Consider the following 26,313-nt stretch of genomic DNA (forward strand, 5'->3'; position numbering starts at 1 on the left):
TATGTAAAAAAGGCTCGCACCTGTTTGCGAGCCTTTTGCTTCTTTTGCTTTCTCCAATACAAACCCTACGCTTGTGATGACCGTACCTGGAGAAGGGCCGCAAATGACTGGAAATGAGCAGCAAGCAGCTTCACATTTTCCTCCATCAACTGCTGTGCCTCTTCCATCGTCTCGGCTTCACTCTCCGCATCTTCACGCACCATCGCCAGTTCATGCTCCATCACCAATACAGAAGGGAACACTTTGTTCTCCCGATAATCGAGCAAGTAGTTGTTGCCGCTGCTGACACTCCACGCAATCGGAATAATACGCCGCGGATCAGGATTGACTTCATCCACCAACGCAGCATTATTGACGATAAACTGATCATCCAGTACATGAAAACGAATGTCCCAATCTTCCGTCTCTGTGCCCTGGATCAGATCAAAGGAAGCATCGCCGTGTAGCTGAATAAAGTCCAGATAGTCCTGTGGAAAAACAATACCATAATGAGACTGAATACGCGTCACACTTGCACGATCATTCTGGTCATTCATCCCTATTCGCCCTCTCTAAGCTTGATCAGTTTTTCGCTTCAAGTGCCGCTTTCCAAGCTTCAGCAATATCAACTGGCGCTTTGCTGCTTTTCTTTCCGCTACCTTCCTTCGTCCAGAGCGGAGGAAAATAAGCAAACACTTGGCCTTTGTCCAGTTGCGCCATATCTTCCTGCCAGCCTTTCCAGCGAAACGTTTCGTAAAATAATTGCAGATCACCCTCAGCCAGCCAAGTCATAAACTCGGAGAACGAGAGCTCTGTTGATTCCCACTCCAAGGCATCCGGTGCAAAATAATAAATCTGTCCCGAGCCATCGAACTTCCCGGTATCCAGAGCAAAAAAGCCTCCAGCCACATCATAGGCCACGACCATCATACCCGGCAATGCCTCTACAGCAGGTTCAGCACTCAAGCCATTCCAGCTGGCCAGACTGCCATATACACTCTCACCGCCTGCACCCAGCAACGTAATCCATCCATGATCCACCACCATGCCCTCCGTCTCATAGGCGACAGCTCCCAGATAGGAACGCGTACTCACTTGGAGCTGGTGCAACGCATTCTTTCCCGTCTCCGGCTTTGCCGGAACATAGGTATATGTATTTCCCCCCTGATCCATAAGCGCTTTAAGCTCCGGCCAGGCATGATTTTCCTGATCAATTAATTCATCAGCAGACAGATTATTCATCATTCCACAACTCCTCTCCATTTCATGACTTTTCCAAGCATATCATGGCTTATTCTACCATTCAAATCTGATATAATTAGCTTTCAGATTGTAATTAAAGGAGGAATATCCTTGTTTCGTTTCATCCTGCTCCCTGCTCTAATCCTCACGTTGTTCACATCTTCGGGCTGCCAGGATCGAGCCTTCTCTATTCCTCAACAACCAGATGTCCAAACCGAAACGAATGATCAGACCATCTATTATATTTCACCACAGGGAAACGATAAGAATCCTGGAACCATCCATTCTCCGTGGAAGACGATTCAGTATGCAGCGGATCATGCTTCTCCCGGTAGTACGATCTATCTGCGCCAAGGCGTCTACCCCCAGAAAGTCAAAATAACCCGTAGCGGGCTTTCTTCAAGCAAACCTACGCTAATCTCAAGTTATCCTGGAGAGAAAGCGATTCTCGATGGTAAGAAATTATCTGTACGCGGCGTCGAAGGCATGGTCGAACTGGACAATGTCAGCCATGTTACGATCTCCAATCTGGAGATTCGTGGCTTCTCCACCACTCAGACGGGACAAGTCTCTGTCGGCATTTATGTACATGGAGCAGGGGAAAACGTGCAGCTTCTCGGCAACCAAATTCATGCCATAGCTAGCCGAGCAACGCCAAAAGGCGATGAACTGCAAGGCAGAGATGCACACGGAATCGCCATCTATGGCACGGAGCATCCACAGGCCTTACGCGATATCATCATTAAAGATAACAAATTATATGACCTCGTGTTAGGTTCCAGCGAATCACTTGCGGTTAACGGCAATGTTGACACCTTCGCCATTATAAACAATACCATCCATGATACGGACAACATCGGTATTGATCTGATTGGATATGAGGGCATTTCAGAGGATGACACGTATGATCGGGCGAGAAACGGCATCGTTCGCGGCAACACCATCTACAACATCACATCAACCCGCAATCCATCTTACGGGCTTCCACTTCCGAATAAAAGTAATTCGGCCGGAGCGATCTATGTAGACGGCGGCACCCATCACATCATCGATCGCAACAAAGTATACCGGAATGATATCGGAATCGAGATAGCTTCGGAGCACGCCGGTCGTTCCACCAGCAACATCACCGTTCGTGATAACCTGATCTATGCCAATCGACTAACCGGTATTGCTATAGGAGGTTATGACGAAGAGCGGGGCGCAACGGAAAACAGCCAGATCATGTACAATACACTCGCACACAATGATACGTTAAACGCAGGCAACGGACAGCTCCTGATCCAGTCAAGTCACATACCCAAAATAACACCTTCACCCGTAATATTGTTGCCGCTGGCAGCTCAGACGTGTTGATCTACAACGAGTACACAAGCAATACAGGCAATGTGTTCGACCACAACCTTTATTACGTTAACGGCGAGGCGCAGGATGCCCTTTGGGTTTGGAAAAATAAAGGCTATTCCGGTTTTACAGCGTACCAACAAGGAACAGGCAATGACACACACTCACGCTACGTCAATCCAGCGTTTGTGAACAGCTCAAAAGGAGATTATCGCCTGCGAACAGGCTCTCCAGCCAAAGCTTACGGCTATCTGGCCCCGAGATAGACGTTGTCTTACTTTTCTGACCATCGTCTATACTAATAAACAAACGGATCAAGTAAGCAAAGATTCTCTGCCTGCTGATCCGTTTTTATGATGCTTAGCCCGGCTTAACGCCGGACCAAACTAGCGGCATGGGTTACCCTATTTCGCCCGCCCGTCTTGGATGCATAGAGTGCATCATCTGCCTTTTGAAACACAGACAGCTCCGTATCTGCTGCCGAGATCGTTGCCGCGCCAATGCTCACCGTAACGTGATATTCCCCCCAATCCGCAGAAGCTACTTGTGACCGGTATCGTTCTGCGATGCTGATGGCTTGTTCCTCTCCGCAATTTGCCAGAATGATCACAAACTCCTCACCACCGTAACGTGCCACCACATCGACCTCACGCGAAATGGATAGTAATAGCGTAGCCAAGTTACCCAGTACCAGATCACCGATGGGATGTCCGTAGGTGTCGTTAATGCTTTTGAAGTGGTCAATATCCATCACAAGCAGGGAGAATTCACGCTGTTCCTCATGATAAAGAGATAGATGATGAGCCATTTTTTCCTGGAAAAACCGACGGTTTTTGAGACCTGTCAGCAAGTCCGTAGACGCCATCAATTCCAATTGTTCATTGACTTTAATCAGCGCCTGCTCTTTGATTTTGTATTCTTCATGCAGACGCTCCAGCTCTTGGTTCGCCTCTTGTGTTGCCTGATATAACTCCTGCAGCTTGGTCTTGGTATTTAAAATGTCCTTTTCATGCTCAATGCGTTTACGCATAATGACGACTACGCAGTCCACTATATGTTGCCCGTCCCGCATCTGACGCACCCCGTTGAGCAACACCGGGACGTCTTCCTGCTCGCGATTGCGAAAGGAAAAGTACATCTCGTCCACATGACCATACAACTGAATATACGGATAGAAATACGTATGAAAAAACACTTTATTGGTGACGGACATCACGGATTCAATATGTTTGCCCATCAATTCATCCCGTTCACGCCCAATCATGTCCAGCAACGTTTGATTTACCGACATAATGACGCCCGAATCCGATATTGAAAAATATCCACAAGGTGCAGTATCTAATTGAATGTCCATAAAAACAGCCTTTCCTCTATACGTTATGCACTAGCCAGATAATCTTTAATTAATCGAATCGTCTCGCCGGGTTCACTCAGATGAGGGTAATGTCCTCTGGCATTCATCTGAGTGAGCCTGCTGTTCTTCAGATGGGAATGCAAATAATCTCCCACTTCTACAGGAGCGATACTATCATCTGAGCACTGCAGAATCAAGGTAGGCACCGACACCAGATCCAGTTCGATCCGGCAATCAGACAGGAATGTAACTTCGGCAAATTGCCGGGCGATGTGCGGATCACGGGAGCAAAAGCTCTTTTCCAACTCTTCCGTTAAATGCTTGCGTTCCGGGTTCTGCATCACAATAGGGGCCAGATAACTTGCCCAGCCGATAAAGTTTAATTGCATCATCTCCAGCAGTTCATCTATATCCCGCCGCTCAAATCCACCATAATAATGGGGCAGATCATTCAAATAACGCGGAGAAGGCCCCAGCATAACGATATTTTTGAAAAGATGCGGTGCCTGAATGGAGGCAAGCATACCAATCATACTGCTGACGGAATGCCCGACAAAGATGACATCCCGAAGTTCCAGCACTTCCATAATCTCAAGTACATCCTGGGCATAGCCATGAAGATCATTATATTTAAGCGCATCATAATAGTTAATTTGGGACTTCCCGGAACCTACATAATCAAAGAGAACAACCCGGTACTGTTCAAAAAAAGCAGGCACAATATGTCGCCACATATCCTGATCACACCCAAAGCCGTGCGCAAACATAATCGTCTGACTGCCTGTACCAAGTACATTTACATTGTTGCGTACAAGGACATCAACCGTCATCTCACTCACCTCTGCTAAAAAATTTTCACATGTCATCTATTCAATTATTATAACGGAAAATGTTGGGATTTAAATAAGTAATATTAACCTATTTGTTTTCATAGCCTGCTAACTATTCTCTCTGTTCATTGATCCCTCGTTAGGAGCGCATGATCACGAAAGGGCATCCCTCGTCAACGATTACATGACAAGCGATGCCCCTAGCATACCTTGATGTATTATTTTACAGTCAGAATTACACGCTGATAATGCTTCAATTGATGTTCTCCATCGTCCTGAACTTCAGCAACGATATGAATCGTATCCCCCGATTTGGCGTCCTCTGGCACCATGAATGTTACGGTATCGGTTTGACTTCCTTTTAACGGGATTGTATCGATCTTCTCTCCTTTAGCCAGTTCACGATGCAAGCCAAGTTGAAGATCACCTGCCATTTCAGACTGGACTTTTTCCTGTTTTACGTTGGAATCCCCATACGTGTCTGCTTCAAAATATCTCCACCAGTTATACGTCAGCTGATCACCGTCCGGGTCTTTACCTTCAGCGTGAAGCGTTACTTGTTCACCCGGCCCGACACTCAGATCCAGTCCCTCCTTAATCGTTAACCTTGGATTGTGATTGGCACCTTCGAAGGTATCTGCGACCGCCCAGTCCGCCCGTGCTGCAAAATCATTCTGGATGTCATCGAACCATCGCATCAAGGAATATTCGGCTTCGTACCTTTTAGTGTAAGGATCATAATCAAGGACGTTGTTTCGGAACAGCTTGTCGTTGACAACACCGAAGCGTCCTCCCCATCCACCATACGATGGATCTTCCATACTGCGTAGCCCGTTATCAATCAGGTAAAAGAAGGATGGAGAATCTCCCTCTGAGATGAAATCATACTTGTCGTATTGCGGATTATTTTTGAGGTACTCGGCACTGCCACGCTGTTCTTCAGCCAGTTCTCCCTCAATCATTTTGCCATCCCCCATCGTGGCATACATATCCAGCAACTTGCCATGTCCATTCAAAATATGTTTGACCATCCAATCGCCGTGTAACTTACTGTTCACTTCTTCCGCATGGAACTTCCAGGCATATGCAAAATGCCAGAAGTTAGACTGGTCATTCAGAATCCGAATCTCCGGCCAATTCTTGGCAATATAGTTGGTGTAGCTATCATCCTGATCCAGAATGATATAGAGGACCAGCTTGTCATTTACCTTTTTACGAATCGTCTCCCAATTGGCCGTACCTTTGTACTTCTCTTCAATAGACTTCAGCGCTCTGGCCGTCGTGTTGGTACCGCCCCATGTCTGAACGATCAGATCCCTCGGATCGTTGTCGAGAAAAAGGGTTTCGAGAAATACGGAACCTTCGGTTTCCTTCTCCATCTCACCCTTGTCGGTAATATTTCCGATTTTGGTCATGGTTCGCAGCTGTTCCGGTTCCGGATAGCCCTCCGCATGTTTGGACAAGTTGGGATAGATCTCTCCGTAGGCATCAATCATGTCATAAATCCATTGCGTACCCGTCCAGCGGAACGGTTGGATTCCTGCTTCCTGGTCTCCTGCATAATGATAGACCGAACTGGTGAGTACAATTCCAGCCAAATCCATCTCATTGGCGTACAACAAGAAACGAATCACAGAATTCATATCATCTACTTCACCATCTGTAGTTATAACGGTTCTGCCTTTGCTTATCTGACTATTGTCGTCTCCCGACTTTTCTTCTGTGTTCTGCTCTGTTTCCTGTTTCGGCTTCTCTATGGCAGTTTGAGGTGTTTGTGCTGTACAACCGCTAAGGACAAGCATCAGACAAAGGCACCCTGTGGCAAATCTGATCGACCATTTTCGTTTACTCATACATACGACATCCCCTTCCTATTGGACAACATGCTGTTCATGTACACGTATTGTACGTTGCACTTCTTCCCTGGATATTAGTCTTCTGTACAACGAAAAAAAACCCAAATATCCATATGACTCAGACCCGACTGGGTCTTAACATATCGATACTCAGGTTTTGCCTGTTCGCAACAGTAACAATCCGTATTAAATAACATAATATCAACTTACATCCGTTTTGTAAACGTATTCATTCCGAAAACAACTTCTCTTTCTTGATGTCTCACTATATCCTTCAATGATATCCATCTGGGCATTTTTAGGGTGTAAGCCATTGCACATTTGATATAAAATAATAGTTATAACTTGCCCGGGAGGAACGAAACTATGCAACAACTGAAGCTAGCTTTAACTCGTCTCGTTGAACAACAAGACTTATATAATGAAGCCTACGGACTTTTTCAACATCACGATCTTCGGCCTCGGGTGCTTCCGGTTCAGCTGGAAGTGGACAAGCGTATTTCCCTTTCGCCGGAACTCCAATACTTCTATAGTCACTATGAGATGGTAGACGCTCAAGCCGAAGGAACACTGAAAATGAAAAACGCAGCTGTAGAAATCGGCGATGCCGCTCTGCTCTTTTTCGTCGCTCCCGAGCATCTGCATCGTCAACAGCTGGGATTTCGCTGGGTCGGTATGCAGGAACCTTACGAAGAATCCACCTCTTGGTCACCCAATCATGTTGTCATCGCCAATGTGAATGATGATCCGATCATCGTTGACGCACAAGCTCCCGCTTCTCCTGTCTATGCTGCATTTGAGGGTGGAGAACCACAACGAGTTGCGGATTCCCTAGCCGACTTTTTTACCGCGCTTGCCATCCTGATTGAAAGCGCGTGTTCATTTTCAGGAGAAGTGAAGGACGAAGAAACTTACGAAACCAAACCCGAATACCTTGTCCAGGTTCAGCCTAAATTAGAGGAACTGCTTGGAGAAGCACACACAAAACATCTTATCGAGTATCTATCTTTATGAAATATATGAGAATGAGGAAGGTAATTTGGGAGGTTTGAATAAACAATAAGGGACTAAAAAACTCCCCTCACAGTAACAGCATTTACATTTTAGCTGTGTACCACTTGGAGAGTCGTATATCAGGCTTTACTGTGAAGAGTGATTAAATAACCATCGGGGTCAGCAAATGTAAAGGTGCGCCCGAAGGGTCCATCGATTGGTGCAGATGTAATCTCTACACCTGCTGCGAGAAGCTTGTCGTGGATGGCTTGTGCATCAGGGGCATGCAGCCACAGAGCGACACCAAGCCCAGGCTGAGTATCTTGACCGAGTTTTACTCCTGGCATAAGATCACGAAGAGCAAATGCGATGGGCTTTGTTTCAAAAACGACTGCATGAGGCGGTCCAGCTTGTGAACGGCCCAGACCAAGATGATTTTGATAAAATTGTGCAGAGCTGGCAAGATTGCTCACCTGAAGTGAAATGAAATCGGGTCCAACGACTGACATATTAATAAAGTCCTCCTTTATATTGGGTTAATCAAAGATGACTAAAATCTTATAAATAACCTCGCTTTCTTGATGTGTATCTTGATTATAAAGACCCTCTCTTGCCAACAGTATGTCAGTAGCGTTTTTCATTTTTAAAAATTTTTCAAGCGGTGAGGAGGATGTATGCATGATCTACGTTGCTTTGCTACGGGGTATTAATGTGGGCGGCAATAACAAAATCGGCATGAAGCAGCTTAAAGAAACCTTTGAGCAAGCAGGGATGCACAAGGTGGTAACGTACATCAATTCTGGCAATATCATCTTTGCCGACGATCGGGCACGAAGCAATGCCCATGCCGAATTATCTGCCATTTTGGAACAGGCCATTGCTACGGATTTTGACTTACAGATTAAAGTGCTCGTGCGGGACATGGATGAGATCACATCTGTCATACAAGCACTGCCTTCCGATTGGACCAATGATGATCAGGCCAAAAGTGATGTTCTCTTTCTGTGGGACGAAATTAATGATGTCGATATTCTGGAGAAGCTACCCCTGAAACCCGGTGTAGGCGAGCTTATTTATGTGCCTGGTGCGCTCCTGTATTCGGTTAGTCGAGAGGAAGCAACACGGAGCGGCATGAATAAACTTGCAAGCTCGAAGATCTATTCGTACATGACTGTTAGAAACGTTAATACGACGCGTAAAATTTATGCACTTATGCAAGCCGCTGCTGAAAAATAAAACCAGCATTCCTGTTCAGGAACGGACTCCTTCCATGTAGTGGCTCCACCAATCCTCTCAGGGAATTCGTTCCTGCCTGCGGAACAAGTATTACACAAAATAAGGACTTAACATCAGTTCTCTGATGTTAAGTCCTTTTGCATACCTTTTGCATTTCATTTTACGTCTTAAATCCTACCTTGCAATCCTATGACTGACTATGCTTATGCCTTCATCAGTCAATCTGAATACGTCTGCGTGTCTGTTCATCATCTGGACGTTTCGGAATGTCCAGCTTCAGCACTCCATTTTCCAGCCGTGCCTTGATATTCTCTTCATCAATATGATCCACATAGAAACGGCGGACAAATTCCCCGGCACGACGTTCTTGACGAATCATTCGATTATCGTCGTCCTTTTGCTCAACCAGTTCATTACGTTTGGCGCGAATGACGAGTTCATTGTCTTGCACCTGAATATCGATGTCTTCTTTGGCAAAGCCAGGCAATTCGGCTTCGACCAAATATTTGCCATCTTCCTCGCGAATGTCGGTACGGAATGGTTGCATACTGCTTCCAAACGAAGAGAGGAATGAAGTGTCAACCATGTCATGGAAGGATTTCAGCATCTGTCCGAACGGGTCATCATTTCTTCTGCGAAATGGAATCAGATCAAACATGAACATCATCTCCTTAAATGTGGTTGGGTATGTTGTTGCTTACATCTATTATTGTATTCATGATGCTACGATGGTTCAAAGCTGATAAAATGCGATTTAAGGCAATAATCTGCGATTTTGGTTAAATACATTAACATAGATCGTTGTATCATTTATTTTGACCAAATCTGACCTTCTGACTTTGTCTGACCAATTTTTGATACTTCACCGCAACTCACTGCGTATTGATCTCCTGTCCAGAAGTCGCTAATCTTTTCCTCTTGCTCGCTCCCCCAAACTGTAATACTGCTAATAAAACGGCTAAACCTACCGCAACAAAGCCTGCCCAATTCAATGCCAGAACCGATGAACGGCTGATCACAAACCCGCCCAACCCGGAACCCAGTGCAAAGCCGAATTGGATAAATGATGTATTCAAACTTAGCGCAATGTCCGGACTACGAGGGGCTAACGTCACCAGATATAATTGCTGGGCAGGAGAGATGCTCCATGTAGCCAACATAAATATCATCAGAACCAGAATCAGCAAGATCAGATGTGCACCCGTCACAGCAAATAACAGAAGCGTCAGACCTTGCAACACTAACCCAAGAAAAATGGTGAACTTCGATCCTCTGGCATCCGCCAGTTGTCCGCCCAATTTGGAACCCATAAAACTACAGATCCCTGCCAAAAACAAGATCAGGCTAATTTCGGTCATGGTAAGTGACGAAGTCGTTTGCAAAAACGGCGTGATATACGTGAACAAAGTTGCGTAACCGCCCACATATAACAGTGACATCATCAATGCGATTATAATCGATTTATTTTTCAGCAACGAGAGCTGCATGTTCACGGTTACCTTCTCTTGCTCGCGGATGGAAGGAACCTTTTGATAGATAATCAGAAATGGAATAACACTGAGCAGACCTATGACAATAAATAACATCCTCCAGCCAAACATTTCACTGAAAAATGTACCGATCGGCACACCAAGCACAAGTGAGCTGCTTAATCCCATCAGAATAATTCCAATCGCATTACCTCGCTTTTCATTCTCCACAAGCCTTGTTGCTGCCGCCATCGCAACGACCGTTGTCATGCCACCGCTTGCTCCCTGAATGATACGTATCCAGATCATCGCCTCATACGAGAGATTCAACATCATGATGCCATTGCTGGCAATAAATACCCCAAAGGTTAGGAGCAATAGTTTCCTTCGGTCAGCATTGATGGTTACGGCGATCAGAATAGGTGCAACGATAGCTGCTGCAAGAGCAAATACCGTGACAAGCATGCCCGCTTCCGCCGTAGATACGCCAAGATCGGCGGCCATCATCTCAATAATTCCGGTGATAATGTATTCAATGGTGCCGATTAGAAACACAGCCAGTGCCAGAATATAAATCGTGCCTTTATTTTTCAACCCTTCTCACTCCATCTTCTATATGTTCATTTTCACTTAAGCCTTCTAGTTACCTGCACGTGATAGGAATCTGAATCTCGATGTACTGTGCATCCTGTTCAGGGGATAGAGGCAAATAGTATTCTCTGCCCGGCTCATTCTCTTTGATCTGGTAGTTGTTTTTCTCGATCCATCGTGCTAAATGCACACAGGCTGCCCCATCAAATGTAGAATGCGAATGAAACGCCATAGAGGCGACCATCGGTTCCGGCGGCAGATTCCGGAGCTGAAACGGCTCAGAAACGGCAGGAGGCTCACCCGTCAAGAAGTAACCGACTTCATACTCGAATTCATCCTCTTTTCCATCCACCTCTCGCCACAACACCACCTGTGGGCCCTGAATCCATTGGCGCAGGTCTTTGGTTAGCAGTGAATCCAGATGACGAAGCAGCTCTGGGATACGCTCTTCACCCCCGTTTGCAGTAAAGAACATAAAGGTCTGAGCAACCTCGGCTTTAATTCGGATCTCCTGGCCTGTCTCCCATTGTCCTTCGCTCTCCATAAGCTGGATACGTTCCTCAATGCGGACAAGCCTGGCTTGTTCCATATCAATCATTTGTTGAATCTCGCTTCGCTTCAGTCTCAACATGCCCTGAATCTGCTCATGCGAAATGTCTTCCTTGAGTAGCTGCGTGATCTGCGGCAGTGTAAAGCCCAATTCCTTGTAGATCAGAATCCGGTTAAGTTCGAGCAACTGGTCTGCAGAATAGTATCGGTAGCCTGTGTCCTCATCTACTTTACGCGGCTTGAGGATACCGATCTGGTCGTAATAGCGCAGCGTTTTTAAAGAAAGCTTGCTGAGCTTGGCAAACGTACTGATTTTGAACAATATATCATCTCCAATCCATTAGCTTAACGTGAGTATACAGTCTCCCGTGCAGGGGAAAGTCAAGGGTAGTATGGTAGAACAAAAAGTCAGAGTTATGTAATCGATTCTAAAGGCAGCAGAAAAAGGACAGGAGCAATGTTCCCCTGTCCTTCCTTCTCATTTTAAGTTAATTGCTGTCATTTTTCATTACTCCCAGAAGAAACGGCCAGCAAGCACTTTTTCGTTCAACAGTTTGTACGTCTCTTCAGGCAGCTCTTGCTTCATCTTCGCGTTCACAGCTTCTTTGCCTTGATTGTACTGGGAGGACATGCCGATCTCGGCAGTTGTGTTATTCGCATCCAGGCGCATGATCGGTGCTTTGGCGTTTTTCGTCCATGGCGTCCATTTAGCAAGTTCAGACGTTCCGCCCGTACCTGGCTTGCCCGTATACAGGAACTGCTTCAGGTAAGCTGCCATCGCAGCAGACAGTTGCTCACGTCCAGGCTTGTTGGCATCACTGAAATAACCTTCAGGGAAGTAAGCCGCAATACCTGCTGCTTTTCCTGTATAGAAGTCCATATCGGCACCATGCGGAGCCCCTAACAAGGTACGCAAACGTTCAGAGATGACGCCAGGCTGGGTTCCCCATGCAAAACGATATGCATATACTGGCGGCTGACTCGCCGCACTGGTTAACTTTTCAGCAACTCGCTCCGCATTAAAGCCTGCGTATGCCTCGCTGCCATATTTGATTGCAGCCGCATATTGATCTGCTTTCGTTTGATCCGTAAACAATGTACCATCATTGATCGATGGAGCAAAGTTCGGATCACCGAAGGCAAAAGCAGAGAATTCCGTTTCCAAGCTACCGAGCAATACAGGCACTTTCGTATATTTGCCACTGTTGATCGCATCAAAACCTTCTTTTGGAATGACCGTACCATCACGGAATAAATGCGGGAATGGCTGCATACGGATGGCCGTTGCGCCAAATACCGTCACCAGTTTATCCGCAGGCAATGCACGTAGGTATGTTTCCAGTTGCGCAGGTGTTTGCTTGCTGATCCAAGCTTTGGCTTCGCCTTCATTTGCAGCTTTGCCTTCTTGCACAAGCAACTTCACGATCGCATCCTCGGATTTCTGCTGTCCTTCTTCAGGTGAAGCCGTCGTCAAACCACCGCTGAACGCGATCGCTTTTTGATACAATCCCTTGCTAAGCGGTGAGATAAGCGTCGCTAGAACATCACGCGCCCCAGCAGATTGACCCGCAAGTGTCACGTTTCCTGTATCGCCGCCAAAACCTGCAATATTATCCTGCACCCAAGCTAATGCACGGAACGCATCCAACAAGCCATAGTTGCCGGAATCATCCAGAGCATTGCCTGTTTTCAGCGCAGCATTCTGGAAGAAACCTAGTGCTCCCAAACGGTAGTTCACCGATATAACGATACTGTTTGTATTGCGTGCAAGCTGTTCTCCCTGGAAGTCCTTTCCTGATCCAGTCATATTACCGCCGCCGTGCAGGAATACCATAACCGGCAGTTTGGTGCTGGTTGTATTCGGACGCCAGATGTTCAAATATAAGGAATCCTCACTACCCACTGTAGTTTTACCGGAAATTTGCAAGCTGTTTGCCGCGAACTCTTTGGCTTCTCTTGTGCCTGTCCAAGCCTTCGGTTCTTGTGGTGCTTTCCAGCGTAGTTCGCCTACCGGAGGCGCCGCATATGGAACGCCAAGCCAGCCAAGCGTGCCGTATTGATCATAGGCTTTACCATCAATGGCACCGTATTTTGTTTGTTGCAGCGTTTGAGGTTTAAACGCTCCCGCCTGTTTATGTTTGGACCAGATTTGTTCGAGCGTACCTGTACCATTTTTGAGCTGAGCCTGCAAAGCCTGTGCCGTGGCTTCAGCCATTAAACGGTTGGTCAGTTGTGTCGTTCCTTTTCCTTGAAGGGATTGGATACCATGGCTTGCCGCGAATGCGGAAGCTTCTCCTGAAGTGTAATCCGTGCCTGCTTCATAACCAAGAGCCTTGAGTAGCAAATCTGCATATTCCTCTGCTGTCAGTGGAGCATTAGGCGCAAAATGTTCCGTATCCGTGACCACACCAGCTAAATAAGGATGCTGCTTCAAGTATCCAACGACGGGTTGCAACACCTTGCCTGCCTGAGCGGCATCCGTATACGTTTCGGTTCCTTGATAGGCCAGAGCCTCTTTTTCCAGACCTGATAAACGCAAGTAAAGCACCGCGGCTTGAATACGTGTGGCATGTTTACTCAGGTAAGCCGCGTTCACGCCTTGCCCATTCCCGCGAATAAGCTCGGCTTTTACCAGTTTGTCCATAGCCGGGGACAAGGATGGAGCTGTATTCCCTGCTGCATAAGCGGGTAGACCCGATACACACATGCTCAGAATCGCTGCTACTGCAATAGAACGTTTCATTTTTTTCATTGGTTATTCTCCTCGCTGTCTAGTCGTGTATGATGGAAAAATAGTTTCGAAATATTGCACCGCTCGGTACAGTATTCCAAGGTCTAGATCATTCTATTTCTTGATCTTGGATGAACGGAAGAGCGGCCCTCCTTTCTGCTGACATGAACTGTTGCAACCCTTCGGTTATGACATTCAGGCGGATCATATATAAAAAAACCTGAATCAAAGGCACACAGACGTTGGATCACATCGTCTATTGCCCTCAATTCAGGTTTTGCCTGCAATACGTAACAACCCTGAGAATAATGAGGTGTGTTATTGAATTAGTTTACTATAGTAAAAACGCAATCAATCGTCCGATCAACCATCCAACGAATGAACTGGAACAGGTCTTGCCCTGAGATCGGTTACAATCCTGTTATTACCGTGATATTAGCACAGAATGAAAGCGCTAGCAATATCTTTTTAAAAAAGTATCACTGCTTACAGTTCTCGGCTCATGCTATAAAAAAACCATGAACAAATCCGGATGGATACATTCATGGTGTTACGTGCATGGTATTCTGTTACGATCAGGCAGTATTAGCTAACCTCTCAGTTATTGCTAGTACAGCAATTACAGCTATTGGAGCTTTTTCACTTGTTCAATCAAACTGTCCAGACCCTTATCCGCCAGATACGGCCCATAGTTCCAGTAGTTTCTGGACACGTTGATAATTCGATTATGTTTGATCGCGGGAATGCTCTGATATACCGGTTCCTCGAACAGTTCCATCATCTGATCCATCTCTTCATCTTCCATCTGAGTGAAGAAGTAGTCGGCAGGCTTGTCTGCCAGTTTTTCCAAGGACAGCACTGTGCCGCCATCCGAATAGATTTTATACTGCTCAGGCATGGAGAAACCAAAATCCTCATAGATCAGCTTGCCCAACGTACCGCCCTCGCCGCCAAGCAATACCTCTTTATTGTAGATCACAAACGACATGGCTGTTGTGCCCGGTTTAATATTAATGTTCAGTTCACTGCGAATGCTCTTCAGTTTCGCTTCAAACTTCGCAATCCATTGCTCGGCTTCATCCTTACGATCCATAATATCGCCCATCGTTCTCAGCGTATTAATGACATCAGGATCGCCGCCCCAGGCCACCGTAATGGTTGGTGCAATTTTGGCATACGTATCTACAATTTCCTTGCTTGTGTAGTCCGGTACAATGATCACATCCGGTTCCAGACCTGAGATCATTTCAACGTTGCCGTTGCCTGATCCGATATCCGGTACACCAGCCATTTCTTCTGGATACAGTTCAAGTGTCTCCGTATTGACTCCAGCCGGTTTCACACCCAAAGGTAATAAATATCCACCATATGTAATGACCACAGGTTTGGAAGGCTGCGCCGGAATCTCAACCTTTCTTCCTGTAGCATCTGTATACGTTCGAGTAGATTCCTGTACCGGTTCTGAACTCGTTGCAGGCTGTGACTGTTCAGTTCCCGCCCCGCATGCTGCGAGCAGCAGCGATAAACTAAATAATAAACTAACCGCCAATGTTGGCTTAAAACGAAGGTTCAACTCGTCCACGCTCCATGTGTTGTATTGATAATGATTATCGTTATTACCAATATAACTATCGATGATCCTGTCATCAATGAACGATTCAGACTTCTTATTCGTACGATTTGAACCTTTGATTCGATGACTGTGCATTTTATACTGTGCTGGCGTCTCACCTGTTATACGTTTGAAAATACGGCTAAAGTAGTACAAATCCTTGTAACCAACACTTTCAGCCACCTCCCGGATCTGTGCTTCCGTCTCGGTCAGCAAACGTTTCGCTCGCTTGATTCGAGTCTGAATGACATAGTCCATGGGACTGCATCCGTACTTGCGTTTGAATACCCTGGCCAGATAATGCGTGCTGTAATGAAAATGCGTAGCCATATTTTCCATGGAGATAGAATGAGCGTAGTGCTCCTGAATGTAGGCTTCGATCTGCTCCGCCAGCTCCAGCGATTCGACCTGCCGCTGACGCGCCATCTTCCACTGGCGAAAGTGCTCATACACCAATTGATAGAACAATCCTGTCACCTGTAACCGATCCAGTTCATCACTAGAAGTCCAAGACTCCGCCATTTTTTCCACAATCGTAAGAAGCGTTAATGGGTATGATGCTGCAAAATAATAGGGTTCTCCTCCCTGAAACGCATTCACGCCTCGTATACTTCCATCTTCCGATGATTCAAGAGGTAACGGGGCTGATTGCGGTTTATATAGCAGTAAATAATAATCTAACGGTTGCTTCATACAACAAATCCGCAATGACGTACCTTTTTCACCATGCAGAATGAGTGTCTGATCCGATGTAAATCGGTTTATCCCGAATTGAATGTCTGCTTCGCCTTTACTTAGGATCAAAAAAGCTGGAGCCGGTAAAATGGTTGTCGATAACTCTTGTTCTGAATGCAATACGTTATGGCGGATATCGATCAGTTTCACTTGATTGTTATTCCACCACCGAATGGCTTCTGACCATTCTTTCATGTTGAACCACCTCAAAATGATCATTGGACTTTGGTTCCTGCATGTCCGATTTCATCCTTACCATACTAGAGTGCTCAACGTTTTGTCCAGTTTGTCTATTATGTAAGCTTTGACTTATAATCGTAATTTTTACAATTAATTAACCTAAAGCTAACGCTCGTTTAGCAATTGCCCTATACACTGGGTTCTGGGACTAACTATACATATTTATTAGGAGGATGTTCATGTTAAATCGCTTCAATACCCGTGCAGCCAAAATGATGCTCGCGGTCACCACCATTGTTACAGCTACGCTGGGAGGCAGTAGTGCAGCTTGGGCTGCGGAAGACGGTACTGCAACAACTTCTGCATCACCTATCAAAAATGTAATCATTCTTATTCCTGACGGTATGGCTAATGATGCTACTGCACTGGCTCGTTGGTATAAAGGTTCATCCCTGACCATTGATTCCATGGCAAGCGGCATGGTTCGTACACACTCCGCGGATGCGCCGATTGCGGACTCGGCTCCTGCAGGAACAGCCTTTGCGACAGGACATAAATCTCATACCGGTTTTGTCGGTGTTTTGCCGGACAAGGCTACCATGCCTGGACAAAAACCGATTGCAAAAGGCGACGAAAGGAAACCTGTTGCTTCCGTATTAGAAGCTTCCAAACTTGCGGGTAAATCAACGGGTATTGTAGCTACCTCCGAAATTATGCATGCAACACCGGCAGACTTCTCTGCCCATTATCCTGATCGTAAAAACTACGATGCACTCAGCAAACAACAAGTCTTCAATGGCATCGATGTTGTACTGGGCGGCGGCAGTAAGTATCTGGAACCAGCTGGACGCAAAGACGGTAACAATCTCGTTGCCTCCATTAAAGCACTCGGCTACGATTATGTAACTACACCTGCGGCGATGAAAGCATCAACTTCCAACAAACTGTGGGGTATGTTCTCTCCTGCAGGCATGTCATACAACATGGATCGTGATCCAGCCAAGCAACCAAGTCTGGCGCAGATGACATCCAAAGCAATTGAAGTTCTCTCCAAAAACGAGGACGGTTTCTTCCTGATGGTCGAAGGCAGTAAAGTAGACTGGGCTGCTCATGCCAATGATCCGATTGGGATTATCAGTGACGTGCTCGCTTTTGATGATGCTGTAAAAGTAGCGATGAACTTCGCCAAAGCCGATGGGCAAACTGCTGTTGTAGCCGTATCTGACCATCAGAACGGTGGACTTACGATTGGTAATGCATCTACAACAGGCACGTATGACAAAGAGCCGTTGTCCACTTTTATCGGACCTTTGAAAAAGGCTAAATTGACAGGTGAAGGTGTAGAAGCGAAACTGGATGCGAAACGCACCAACATCAAAGCAGTCATGAAACAATACTACGGCATCTCCGATCTGACTTCCGAAGAGGTTGCTGCCATTAAAGCCGCCGAGCCAGGTAGCCTGAACTATGTCGTAGGCCCAATGATCAGCAAACGTGCCGGTATCGGCTGGACAACTGGCGGACACACGGGCGGAGACGTTGTACTGTACACGTATGCTCCAAATAATGATCGTCCATTTGGTGTCATTGATAATACAGGTGTAGCCAAATACATGGCACGTGTCCTCAATCTGGATCTGGACAGTGTAAGCAAGCAACTGTTCGTACCTGCCAAACAGGCGTTTACAGCCAAAGGGGCCACATACAAACTGGATCTGACGGATGTCAAAAATCCGAAGATTCTCGTAACAAAAGACAACACCAAACTGGAGTTGCAAATCTACAAAAACATTGCACTCGTGAATGGCAAAAAGACAGCTCTTGAAGGTGTGATCGTGTATAACGGTGTAGAAGCTTTTGTACCGCAGGGCGCTGTAGATCTGATCCAATAATAACGACATTACCGAATAAACAGAACACCCAAACTTAGCGAGACGCCTCGCCGTGTTTGGGTGTTTTTCTGATAATTAGATGATTAATACATGATTGAATGAATAAGCCAATCTTCTTGCCTACTTATTTATCATCATTCATTGGTTTATTTTGAAAACGTCAGAATGCCATACTGGGAAGTGTTCTTCCAGCTGTCATTGGTGAGATCATTCCATTTTGCCGTACTTTTGTTATTGTTTCCTTGGTTATCATTAATTTGAAGTTCAAATCCCATGACTTGGCCTTCCTTCGGCAGGAGGGACTGTAATCTGATCCTAGCCTCCACCTGATATCCCCTGGACGTTTTCTTCACAGCACTTTGGAGCCGTCCTGGAGAGGCACTGCCAGCAAACGTACCTACATTATCTGCACTGATCCGGAACTGGGCATCATCGTATTGATAGAACGGTGTACGCTGATGATTTTCATCCAGGAAAATCTCAACCGAATCCTGATCCCATGGATCAGGAGCGTTGGTTATAATTTGTGGATCAGTGACATCGATAAACAGATATAAATCCTGACCAGACCACATCGCACGGGCCTCAGCGGATGCTCCTCCGCTCTGATTCAGTGGTGTAATATGGAATGGCGTAACCTTATTCCATTTTGCATCCTTCTCACCATCTATCGTTACTGTTCCTTGCAAGGCTTTCGCAGACTTAGGCATACTCGCAAACTGAATAACGCCATATTTGCTGGTGTCTTGATCCTGGGATAGTGTGCGGTCATTCCAGTACAGAACCTGCTGTCCTCCTGAACTGTTGTTTCCACCATCGGTCACCCGTACATCCAGGCCAACTTCACGTGCAAGTGCCCCTTGTGCATTAGTCAATGGGATGGATAATTCAACCTGATAACCGTCCGCCGCTTCACGAACGCGATACGTATTTGGCTTAGCTCCTGTCACTTTGCCTTCACGGCTTATGGTGATATGTCGATCATCTGCCTCATACACAGGAGTTTTGCCATTGTTCAGATCAACGAACAGCTCCACTTTATCTTTGGCATGTTTGGTCGTATCCTTTACGTCAACCAGAACATACAAATTATTTTTATCCCACAACGTACGGAACGCCGCTGAACCCGAATTGCCTTTCAAAGCTGTGGAAACAGCCTTGTTCCAGAGTGGATCTTGTTTGGCTGCCTTCGTATTTGGTGTACCAGACAACGTAACAGCCCTGTTCGTCAAAATAGGCAGGCTTGATTCATCTGCCAACCCCCAATAGGCCGGTTTGGATTGCAGAGCACTATCGAATAAAAAGGCTTGATTGTTATACGATTTCTCATCCTGTAATCCCCATAAGGTCACCGATGAGATGACATCGCTATGTTTTTCATACAGGTCAAACAGCTCTTTATAACGATATGCCTGTTTCACAGCAACGTCCTGAGGTAATGTCTCACCATAAGGAATTCCGCTATCGACATCCAGTTCTGTGATTTGGATATCCAGTCCAAGACCAGCAAACAGATTGATTGTTTTCTCAATCTCGTCAATCGGCGGAGATTCAAGATTATAGTGGGATTGCAGACCCACGCCATCAATCAGCCCTTTTTCTTTCAACTTTTTCACCAGTTGATACATATGCTCTCTTTTTTCAGGAATTTCGGTGAAATACTCGTTGTAGTATAATTTCGCATCCGGGTCGGCGGCACGTGCAAACTCAAACGTTTTCTCAACATAATCCGGACCAATCAGCTCGTAGAACGGGCTTTTGCGCATTCCGTTTGCATCCCCGTTACTATCTGCAATCGCTTCATTCACAACGTCCCAGGCGTAAATTTTGCCTTTATATCGTTTCATGACCGTATCTACGTAGTTCTGAACCCGACTGAGTAGCAGCTCCCTGCTCGCAGGGTTGCCCTGGTCATCCTTGAACATCCACTCTGCGGCATCAATATGCCAGAGCAAGGCATGTCCACGTAAACCCATTTGATTTTTCTCTGCAAAGTCCACATATTCATCCGAGGCTTGGAAGTCATACACGCCTTTGGAAGGGGACACAAACTTCGGTTTCATCTCATACGTTGCGGTTAAACTGTTAAAGTGTTTGGTTAACAATTGACCGTAAGCTCCTTCAAGCTGCCAGCGATATACCGCGGCTCCAATCGGAAATTCAGTCTGGTACAGATCTTGCAAGGAAGGAATATCGGTCTCAATAGCGAGTGGTGCGGCTTCCTCAATTGTGAAATCATCCACATAAAATGACAATGTATCTACCGTGTCGTCGGAAACATAAGGTGTTTCAATAAAGAAATTCAACTCCTCGGGATTATCGCTGTATTGGTACGTGGCCGTAACCTTATGCCATTGCTGCCAGTCGTCTTTGGGAATCGTGACCTTGTCCAGCATGTTCCAGCTCTCTGCCCCATTCTTCTTGTACGCCGTTAGCTGAATCGTCTGATCTGAAGCTGGTTTCTCCGTAAGCCTGACATAGAATGAAATGTTATAAGTAGAATTCGGCTTCAACAGACCTTTCATTTTCAGCATCGGCCCATGAAAGGAGCGCTGACGGTTCGAGACAAGCATACTCCGAGTACCTCGATGCGCTGCCTGCTCTGAAACGGTCAAACTTTCGCTGCCAACACGCTGAAGCCAGCCTTGAAGTGTCCCATCCTCAAAATCGGTTTGAAGCACCTTGAGGTTCTGCCCAGAAACCGCCGCAGCCCCAGAACTTGCTCCCTGTTCAATCTGTTGTTCTTGCGCAAAAGCAGCCTGCTGAAAAGGAAGCGTCGTCATCACCAGCATCGTTGCCAGCAGGGTTGAACTCATTTTTTTAAACACCTTCGTCTTCATTTCATTCCTCCTCTCAATATTAACTTGTATTATACACTTTAAAATAACGCTTACATATATATTTTTGTAAATTTTTTCAATAAATTCAGATGAACTGCCTTTCTTCTTGTATAATAAACAAGAACCGACACTACGCAACTCCGAAGGAGAGAACCAACATGTTAATCAAACTCAACTGGATTACACTACGTGTGCGTAATCTGGAAGCATCGATTCACTTCTATCACAATTTACTAGGACTTACCGTTCAGCGCAGATTTGAAAGCCGTGGGCGGCAAATTGCCATGCTTGGTCTGGGTGAGACGAGTGAAACTTCACTAGAGTTAATTGAAGGTAGTGAACAGGTATTGAAGCCGGACGCTGGCATCTCAATCGGTTACGAAGTAACGTCACTGGATGAAACCATGAAGCATCTTGAAAACATGCACATCCCCATCCTGCGCGGACCTGTAGAGCCGAACCCACGTCTACGTTTTATCTACATTGCAGACCCGGATGGGTTCGAGGTACAGCTGGCCGAGCACCTGAAATAGGGCATACATATGAGCTCACTCAAATGACTGGAGTAGCACAGCTTGCTTATAGCTTCATGCGGCGCATCAACGGCACACCTATGCTGTTCAACAATCGATCTAGTAATGCCCAGCACCACCGTCTGCGGAATGAGAGATGCCGGTCGTATACTGCGGAATATTCAAAATCCGCTATCGCGCCGCGATTACGTTTAAACTGCGCTGCACCAGCACTCTCATGTAGTAACACTCTGTTGTTTTGGGCTTGTCCAATGAGACAAGCGGACAACATGCGGTACAAACCGACAGATTGGGGAATGGTGGTATCATAGCCGAACAGTGGCGTGGTCATCACACCGTTGCGGGAAAAATAACCCATCACTGCATCCAAGCGCCCTTCCTTACGCAAGCCGTGTAGACTCAATGTTCCGTTCGCCATAGCTCCAGCAATAAAACGCTCGCTGAATTGTGGGTTGTCATAGGAGTACTTTTCCAAATAAAGCATCCGGTACAGCTCCACAATTCGCGGGATATCTGATTCCGTCATATCTGCACCAGAAACCAATTCATAGCCATGTTTGTTCAGCAATGCCTGATCCCGTTTCAGCAACCAGCGCGACTTGGCATTGCCGAAATTCGGATCATATGCCTGATACAGATAAATCTGCCTGCTCGGTATACAGCGGCATCCCGCTTCCTGAAGCCCTTTTATCAGGTTCGCGTGCAGTTCGGAACTCAAAGAACGAAAGATCACCGTATGACCCGGATAGCGCTCCTTTACCGTCTCAAGCAAATACGTGGCCTGCTCAGCTGTCATTGCAGGATACAGATTAGTAGATAACAGCCAGTTGTTCACATGTACAACCTTGTTGATCCGGGATTTCTTCATGCCCCAGCCTATTAAACTGAGTAGCATGGAGAGTCCTTTTTCCAGCATCGGTTTCTGTAACATGATTAGTTCCTGTTTGGCGTACCGCACATAGTGAGTATACGGGGAACAGACATAAGCATTATCATATTCCTCATCATTCACGGTCACCGGCAGCACAAGATTATCTATCCGGGCAAGGAGCAACGTGGTGTTTACGTTAGTCATGTATTCTGTAGTTCCTTGCATCATCATCGGTTCTAAATACGCCCTTGCGTACCTCGCATCCTCCGTATCGGGCCAATCCATGGTATGAAGCGAATGCCGATCGTATAATCGAACGCGAGTCTCCTCATTAGCTTTACTCATGAACGTTCTCCGATTTGGTCACAAATGTAGCAATCCGTTCTCCCGGTTCCAGATTCGGCCGATCATAGTAATAAACCATGCCGAACTGATAGGTCATCTGCTTCGCCACGATATAAAATCGTTGTTCTTCAAATTCATTTTCCAGGCAGAAGACTGTACCATTCCTTTCAAAACCATGCATCACCGAATTTAACTGAACGATCTCTTCTTCCATGGCCAGTCGAAACCTTTCCACGATAAATATCGTCGCCGGACACAGAATGAACTCTACCTCATGAAAGGTGATCTCCACATTGTGATAATACGAAAAGTCAAAACTGCCTGCCAGCACCAACTGCTGGCTCTGATGCTGCATAGGCTCTGTAATGTAAAAATGCTCGATGTTACCTTCCTTCAGTTCCTGTTGCAACTGCTCTAGCTTTTTGTTCTGCTCATGGAAAGAGTCATGCCCCATTTTTGAATCAACCCTTTCTAGTCAAAAATGCCGCGAGGTGTCGATATGTAGGCCCATCTACTCTTCTGTTCACTTCTTCCAGATCCATCTCCAGCCAGTAATCTGCCTCCATCAATTCAGCCATATCAAGCTTTGTGATCTCGGCACATTTTGGATGCTCAGCTGCTACAACCATCGGTCCGGGACTATCATCCCAATTAAAGCCATTCACCACGGCATGTATCAATACTTCTGAGTCCAGCATCCGAATTTTCTCACAAGCTGCATCGGAAGACTCCTCGTAAACAATGTCATCCACAATCTGTTGTTCTTCAGCCGTCAAAATCAAACGTATGGCTCCAGGTGTATCTAACAGCATCTCTGCCATGTTTGGATTGCGCCCTCTTGCCAGGTTCCAGGCTGTAGCTAGAATGCCGTTGGGAGAATCCAGTCTCGCCCCATGTTCAAGCAATAAACGAATCGCTTCAGGCTGGTTGAACCTTACAGCTTTTTTCAGAGCGGTATCTCCGAGTTTGTCCTCCAATTCCAGCTCAGGATTGGCTTGCAGCAGACAGCGAATGCCCTCAAGAGGCGCACGATTAGTCAAGAAGAGCATAAGGGGTGTTCGTCCGCGTTCATCCCGTTCATTGACATCCAATGAGGATGAAGCTATAACTTCACAAAGATGCTCTATATCTTTGATTTTACTAATATCTGTCCAATTCAAAATGATCTCTCCTTCACTACTTTTCTATTTCTACACCTACTCTATCTAAAAATATAGATCGCTACAAGAGACCTTTGAACGCCAAAAAAGCCCGCAAAGCGAGTAATTACGCATGGACGGGCCTATTGGCATAAACCTAATATGATCAGTTAACCATCTCTTGCAAGACAAAAGTCAGACTTAGGCTGATATCGTAGGGATTGGAACAACCTTTGCCGCAAGGGATGAATCTATCTCGGATTTGTTATCTGGTCTCGAAGCTTGATGATCGGACACGAGATCACCTAGATTAACAATAAGCTTCTCCAGTTCGGTAAAGCTTGCCACCATATTTTGTGTCAGATTACGTTGCTCTTCCATACTCGCCAGAATCTCTTCCGTTGCAGCACTGGATTGTTGCGTTACACTGGAAATTTCGGATACTTCATTAACCACCCGAGTCGAGGATTCCTTCATCGTTGCTGAACTTGTTTCAATTTCTGTGGCCTGAGTCAATACATTCTGTGAATTGTTGTTAATGGACTGGAATACCCGCTCCGTTGTCAGAACACTTTCTGCTCCAACTTGCAACAACTGACGAACCCCTTCAAACCGGCTTGTCAATGCTTGTGTCTGTGTTCTCAGACTGGTGAGGATCGAGGTAATCTCACTCGCCGACTGCCCTGAGCTTTCAGCCAGCTTGCGAACTTCCTCCGAAACGACGGCAAATCCGCGTCCATGCTCACCTGCCCGTGCTGCTTCAATAGCTGCATTCAGCGCAAGCAGATTAGTTTGAGTGGCGATATCCGAGATACTGTTCAGCATTAACGTCATCGATTCACTCTGATCATTGAATTTCTTCATATCATCAGCTGTCGTGTTTATTGTCTCGTACAATTCATGCATCTGTTCGTTCAGGTGACCCATCTGAGCACTACCCGTCTGTGTACTTGAGGCCATACTTGCGGACAGCTCTTTCATCTGCTCAGAATATGACGCTACGTCCTTAATATGACGGTCAGACTGAGATAACGATTCGGAGATTTCGGCAATACTGGTCGCCTGAAACTCGACACCTCTTGCAACTTCGCTGAATCCGACCGTAACTTCGTTGGTGATGGCACCGGTCTCATCCACTTTTTGTTTCAATTGCTCCGTATAGCGGGACAACCCTGCAACAGCTTCTTTCACCCGTTGCAACATGATTTCCACGCGGGTGCGTGACTCTTCCACCTGCGCTCCCCGTGCTTCACTGTCCATGAACAATCGTTTGTTTACCCTTGACACGGTGATCATAATAATTCCGGTTACGATATACATACTGAAATTAATCAAATCGGCAAAGAGTTGCTCGATACTTGCAGATGACACTAGAACCAACTGAACCGTGAAAAAGGCAAGCATCACCGAAAAAGCAGTGTTATAGTGCTTGCTATTCGGATACAGCAGGAGCGGTGAAACAATTAGAATGCCTTGCACGGCATTCATCGCGTCACGACTTACGTAAATTCCACTGGCGATCACCGCTACGGTCACAAACCATGGAATGATATGTATACCTTTTTTCATGAAATTGCATACAGTAACTGCTAGAGTAACTACAACGGAGAGTAGCGTGGACAGCCATAGATCGGGAACAATAATCGTAATCCCCGCGCTGATGGCCGTTATGGCCCACATCATGTAACTTACTAGTTTGTTTCTCTGCCAAGTGATCTCATCAATACGATTCATGCTTACCCCGTCCTTTATGTAAGTTAAAAAAATTAACACATGTAGGCCACTGTAAGTTTATTCTCAGTCCATAGTCCTGCTTATACGTAGTTCCGTAACTCCTGCGCCTTTAGCATAGTACATATTAACTTCATAAACGTGCAGTCAGCGCCACTTTATGTATATCGGCAATTTATGTCTAAAATTAATATGTCTTAATAAATATATGTTAACAAAATAAAATTCCCTGAATGTGCACCAAAAGAAAAGAGCCTGCTC

Annotated in this window: 22 protein-coding genes; 6 read left to right on the forward strand and 16 right to left on the reverse strand. The window is 46.0% G+C overall.

Features of this window, described 5'->3' with window-relative positions; translation table 11 throughout:
• Nucleotides 1-65: 65 nt before the first annotated feature.
• Both BLQ13_RS01140 and BLQ13_RS01145 read right to left on the reverse strand, forming a co-directional pair.
• Nucleotides 66-536, reverse strand: coding sequence for an SMI1/KNR4 family protein (locus BLQ13_RS01140; protein ID WP_090915113.1), 471 nt, complete (start codon nt 534-536; stop codon nt 66-68).
• 25 nt (nt 537-561) lie between these two features.
• Nucleotides 562-1,221 carry a DUF2625 domain-containing protein gene (locus BLQ13_RS01145; RefSeq protein WP_090915664.1) on the reverse strand — a complete coding sequence of 220 codons (660 nt, stop codon included), beginning with the start codon at nt 1,219-1,221 and terminating at the stop codon, nt 562-564.
• Between the two features lie 111 nt (nt 1,222-1,332).
• On the opposite strand from BLQ13_RS01145, the gene BLQ13_RS01150 reads away from it, so the two are divergent.
• Both BLQ13_RS01150 and BLQ13_RS01155 read left to right on the forward strand, forming a co-directional pair.
• Complete coding sequence (locus BLQ13_RS01150; protein WP_167375608.1) at nt 1,333-2,577, forward strand: right-handed parallel beta-helix repeat-containing protein; 1,245 nt, start codon at nt 1,333-1,335, stop codon at nt 2,575-2,577.
• Nucleotides 2,571-2,831: a hypothetical protein gene (locus tag BLQ13_RS01155; protein WP_090915116.1), complete on the forward strand. Its 261-nt coding sequence runs from the start codon at nt 2,571-2,573 to the stop codon at nt 2,829-2,831. The genes BLQ13_RS01150 and BLQ13_RS01155 overlap by 7 nt, the downstream gene beginning before the upstream one ends.
• 104 nt (nt 2,832-2,935) lie before the next feature.
• Here BLQ13_RS01155 and BLQ13_RS01160 read toward each other — a convergent pair whose 3' ends face one another.
• From BLQ13_RS01160 to BLQ13_RS01170, 3 genes are all read right to left on the reverse strand, one after another.
• Complete coding sequence (locus BLQ13_RS01160; RefSeq protein ID WP_090915118.1) at nt 2,936-3,919, reverse strand: sensor domain-containing diguanylate cyclase; 984 nt, start codon at nt 3,917-3,919, stop codon at nt 2,936-2,938.
• A gap of 23 nt (nt 3,920-3,942) precedes the next feature.
• The gene (locus tag BLQ13_RS01165; protein WP_090915120.1) at nt 3,943-4,749 is read right to left on the reverse strand and encodes an alpha/beta fold hydrolase; all 807 of its coding nucleotides are present in this window, start codon (nt 4,747-4,749) and stop codon (nt 3,943-3,945) included.
• A 218-nt stretch (nt 4,750-4,967) separates the two neighbouring features.
• Nucleotides 4,968-6,602 carry a DUF1593 domain-containing protein gene (locus tag BLQ13_RS01170; RefSeq protein WP_090915121.1) on the reverse strand — a complete coding sequence of 545 codons (1,635 nt, stop codon included), beginning with the start codon at nt 6,600-6,602 and terminating at the stop codon, nt 4,968-4,970.
• Nucleotides 6,603-6,971: 369 nt separating this feature from the next.
• Between BLQ13_RS01170 and BLQ13_RS01175 the strand changes: the two genes are divergently transcribed.
• Nucleotides 6,972-7,619 carry a hypothetical protein gene (locus BLQ13_RS01175; RefSeq protein ID WP_090915122.1) on the forward strand — a complete coding sequence of 216 codons (648 nt, stop codon included), beginning with the start codon at nt 6,972-6,974 and terminating at the stop codon, nt 7,617-7,619.
• 119 nt (nt 7,620-7,738) lie between these two features.
• Here BLQ13_RS01175 and BLQ13_RS01180 read toward each other — a convergent pair whose 3' ends face one another.
• Nucleotides 7,739-8,107 (reverse strand): VOC family protein, encoded by a 369-nt coding sequence (locus BLQ13_RS01180; protein ID WP_090915124.1) that lies wholly within the window; start codon nt 8,105-8,107, stop codon nt 7,739-7,741.
• A 169-nt stretch (nt 8,108-8,276) separates the two neighbouring features.
• Here BLQ13_RS01180 and BLQ13_RS01185 point away from each other — a divergent pair, with 169 nt between their 5' ends.
• Nucleotides 8,277-8,834 carry a DUF1697 domain-containing protein gene (locus BLQ13_RS01185; protein ID WP_090915126.1) on the forward strand — a complete coding sequence of 186 codons (558 nt, stop codon included), beginning with the start codon at nt 8,277-8,279 and terminating at the stop codon, nt 8,832-8,834.
• Nucleotides 8,835-9,048: 214 nt separating this feature from the next.
• Here BLQ13_RS01185 and BLQ13_RS01190 read toward each other — a convergent pair whose 3' ends face one another.
• From BLQ13_RS01190 to BLQ13_RS01210, 5 genes are all read right to left on the reverse strand, one after another.
• The gene (locus BLQ13_RS01190; RefSeq protein WP_090915128.1) at nt 9,049-9,492 is read right to left on the reverse strand and encodes an Hsp20/alpha crystallin family protein; all 444 of its coding nucleotides are present in this window, start codon (nt 9,490-9,492) and stop codon (nt 9,049-9,051) included.
• A 214-nt stretch (nt 9,493-9,706) separates the two neighbouring features.
• Nucleotides 9,707-10,897: an MFS transporter gene (locus tag BLQ13_RS01195; RefSeq protein WP_090915130.1), complete on the reverse strand. Its 1,191-nt coding sequence runs from the start codon at nt 10,895-10,897 to the stop codon at nt 9,707-9,709.
• A 49-nt stretch (nt 10,898-10,946) separates the two neighbouring features.
• Entirely contained in the window at nt 10,947-11,765 is an 819-nt protein-coding gene (locus tag BLQ13_RS01200) for a MerR family transcriptional regulator (protein WP_090915132.1), read from the reverse strand.
• Between the two features lie 186 nt (nt 11,766-11,951).
• A complete protein-coding gene (locus tag BLQ13_RS01205) occupies nt 11,952-14,195 on the reverse strand; it encodes a carboxylesterase/lipase family protein (protein ID WP_090915134.1) in 2,244 nt (747 codons plus the stop codon).
• Nucleotides 14,196-14,799: 604 nt separating this feature from the next.
• Nucleotides 14,800-16,716 carry an AraC family transcriptional regulator gene (locus tag BLQ13_RS01210; RefSeq protein WP_090915136.1) on the reverse strand — a complete coding sequence of 639 codons (1,917 nt, stop codon included), beginning with the start codon at nt 16,714-16,716 and terminating at the stop codon, nt 14,800-14,802.
• A 224-nt stretch (nt 16,717-16,940) separates the two neighbouring features.
• On the opposite strand from BLQ13_RS01210, the gene BLQ13_RS01215 reads away from it, so the two are divergent.
• Nucleotides 16,941-18,593, forward strand: a complete 1,653-nt coding sequence (locus BLQ13_RS01215; protein WP_244159169.1) for an alkaline phosphatase — start codon at nt 16,941-16,943, stop codon at nt 18,591-18,593.
• 146 nt (nt 18,594-18,739) lie between these two features.
• Here the strand turns inward: BLQ13_RS01215 and BLQ13_RS01220 are convergent, their stop codons facing one another.
• Entirely contained in the window at nt 18,740-21,433 is a 2,694-nt protein-coding gene (locus BLQ13_RS01220) for an endo-1,4-beta-xylanase (protein ID WP_090915138.1), read from the reverse strand.
• Between the two features lie 158 nt (nt 21,434-21,591).
• Here BLQ13_RS01220 and BLQ13_RS01225 point away from each other — a divergent pair, with 158 nt between their 5' ends.
• Nucleotides 21,592-21,966 (forward strand): VOC family protein, encoded by a 375-nt coding sequence (locus BLQ13_RS01225; RefSeq protein WP_090915140.1) that lies wholly within the window; start codon nt 21,592-21,594, stop codon nt 21,964-21,966.
• A gap of 46 nt (nt 21,967-22,012) precedes the next feature.
• On the opposite strand, the gene BLQ13_RS01230 is transcribed toward BLQ13_RS01225, so the two are convergent.
• The 4 genes from BLQ13_RS01230 to BLQ13_RS01245 form a co-directional block, all read right to left on the reverse strand.
• Nucleotides 22,013-23,182, reverse strand: coding sequence for a GNAT family N-acetyltransferase (locus tag BLQ13_RS01230; protein ID WP_090915142.1), 1,170 nt, complete (start codon nt 23,180-23,182; stop codon nt 22,013-22,015).
• Nucleotides 23,175-23,636, reverse strand: coding sequence for a hypothetical protein (locus BLQ13_RS01235; protein ID WP_090915145.1), 462 nt, complete (start codon nt 23,634-23,636; stop codon nt 23,175-23,177). The genes BLQ13_RS01230 and BLQ13_RS01235 overlap by 8 nt, the downstream gene beginning before the upstream one ends.
• Nucleotides 23,637-23,643: 7 nt before the next feature.
• Nucleotides 23,644-24,342, reverse strand: coding sequence for a DUF4274 domain-containing protein (locus BLQ13_RS01240; protein ID WP_244159170.1), 699 nt, complete (start codon nt 24,340-24,342; stop codon nt 23,644-23,646).
• Nucleotides 24,343-24,522: 180 nt separating this feature from the next.
• Nucleotides 24,523-26,055 (reverse strand): methyl-accepting chemotaxis protein, encoded by a 1,533-nt coding sequence (locus tag BLQ13_RS01245; RefSeq protein WP_090915147.1) that lies wholly within the window; start codon nt 26,053-26,055, stop codon nt 24,523-24,525.
• Between the last annotated feature and the right edge of the window lie 258 nt (nt 26,056-26,313).

Origin of the sequence: Paenibacillus polysaccharolyticus (assembly GCF_900102085.1) — a bacterium.
Lineage (GTDB): Bacteria > Bacillota > Bacilli > Paenibacillales > Paenibacillaceae > Paenibacillus > Paenibacillus polysaccharolyticus.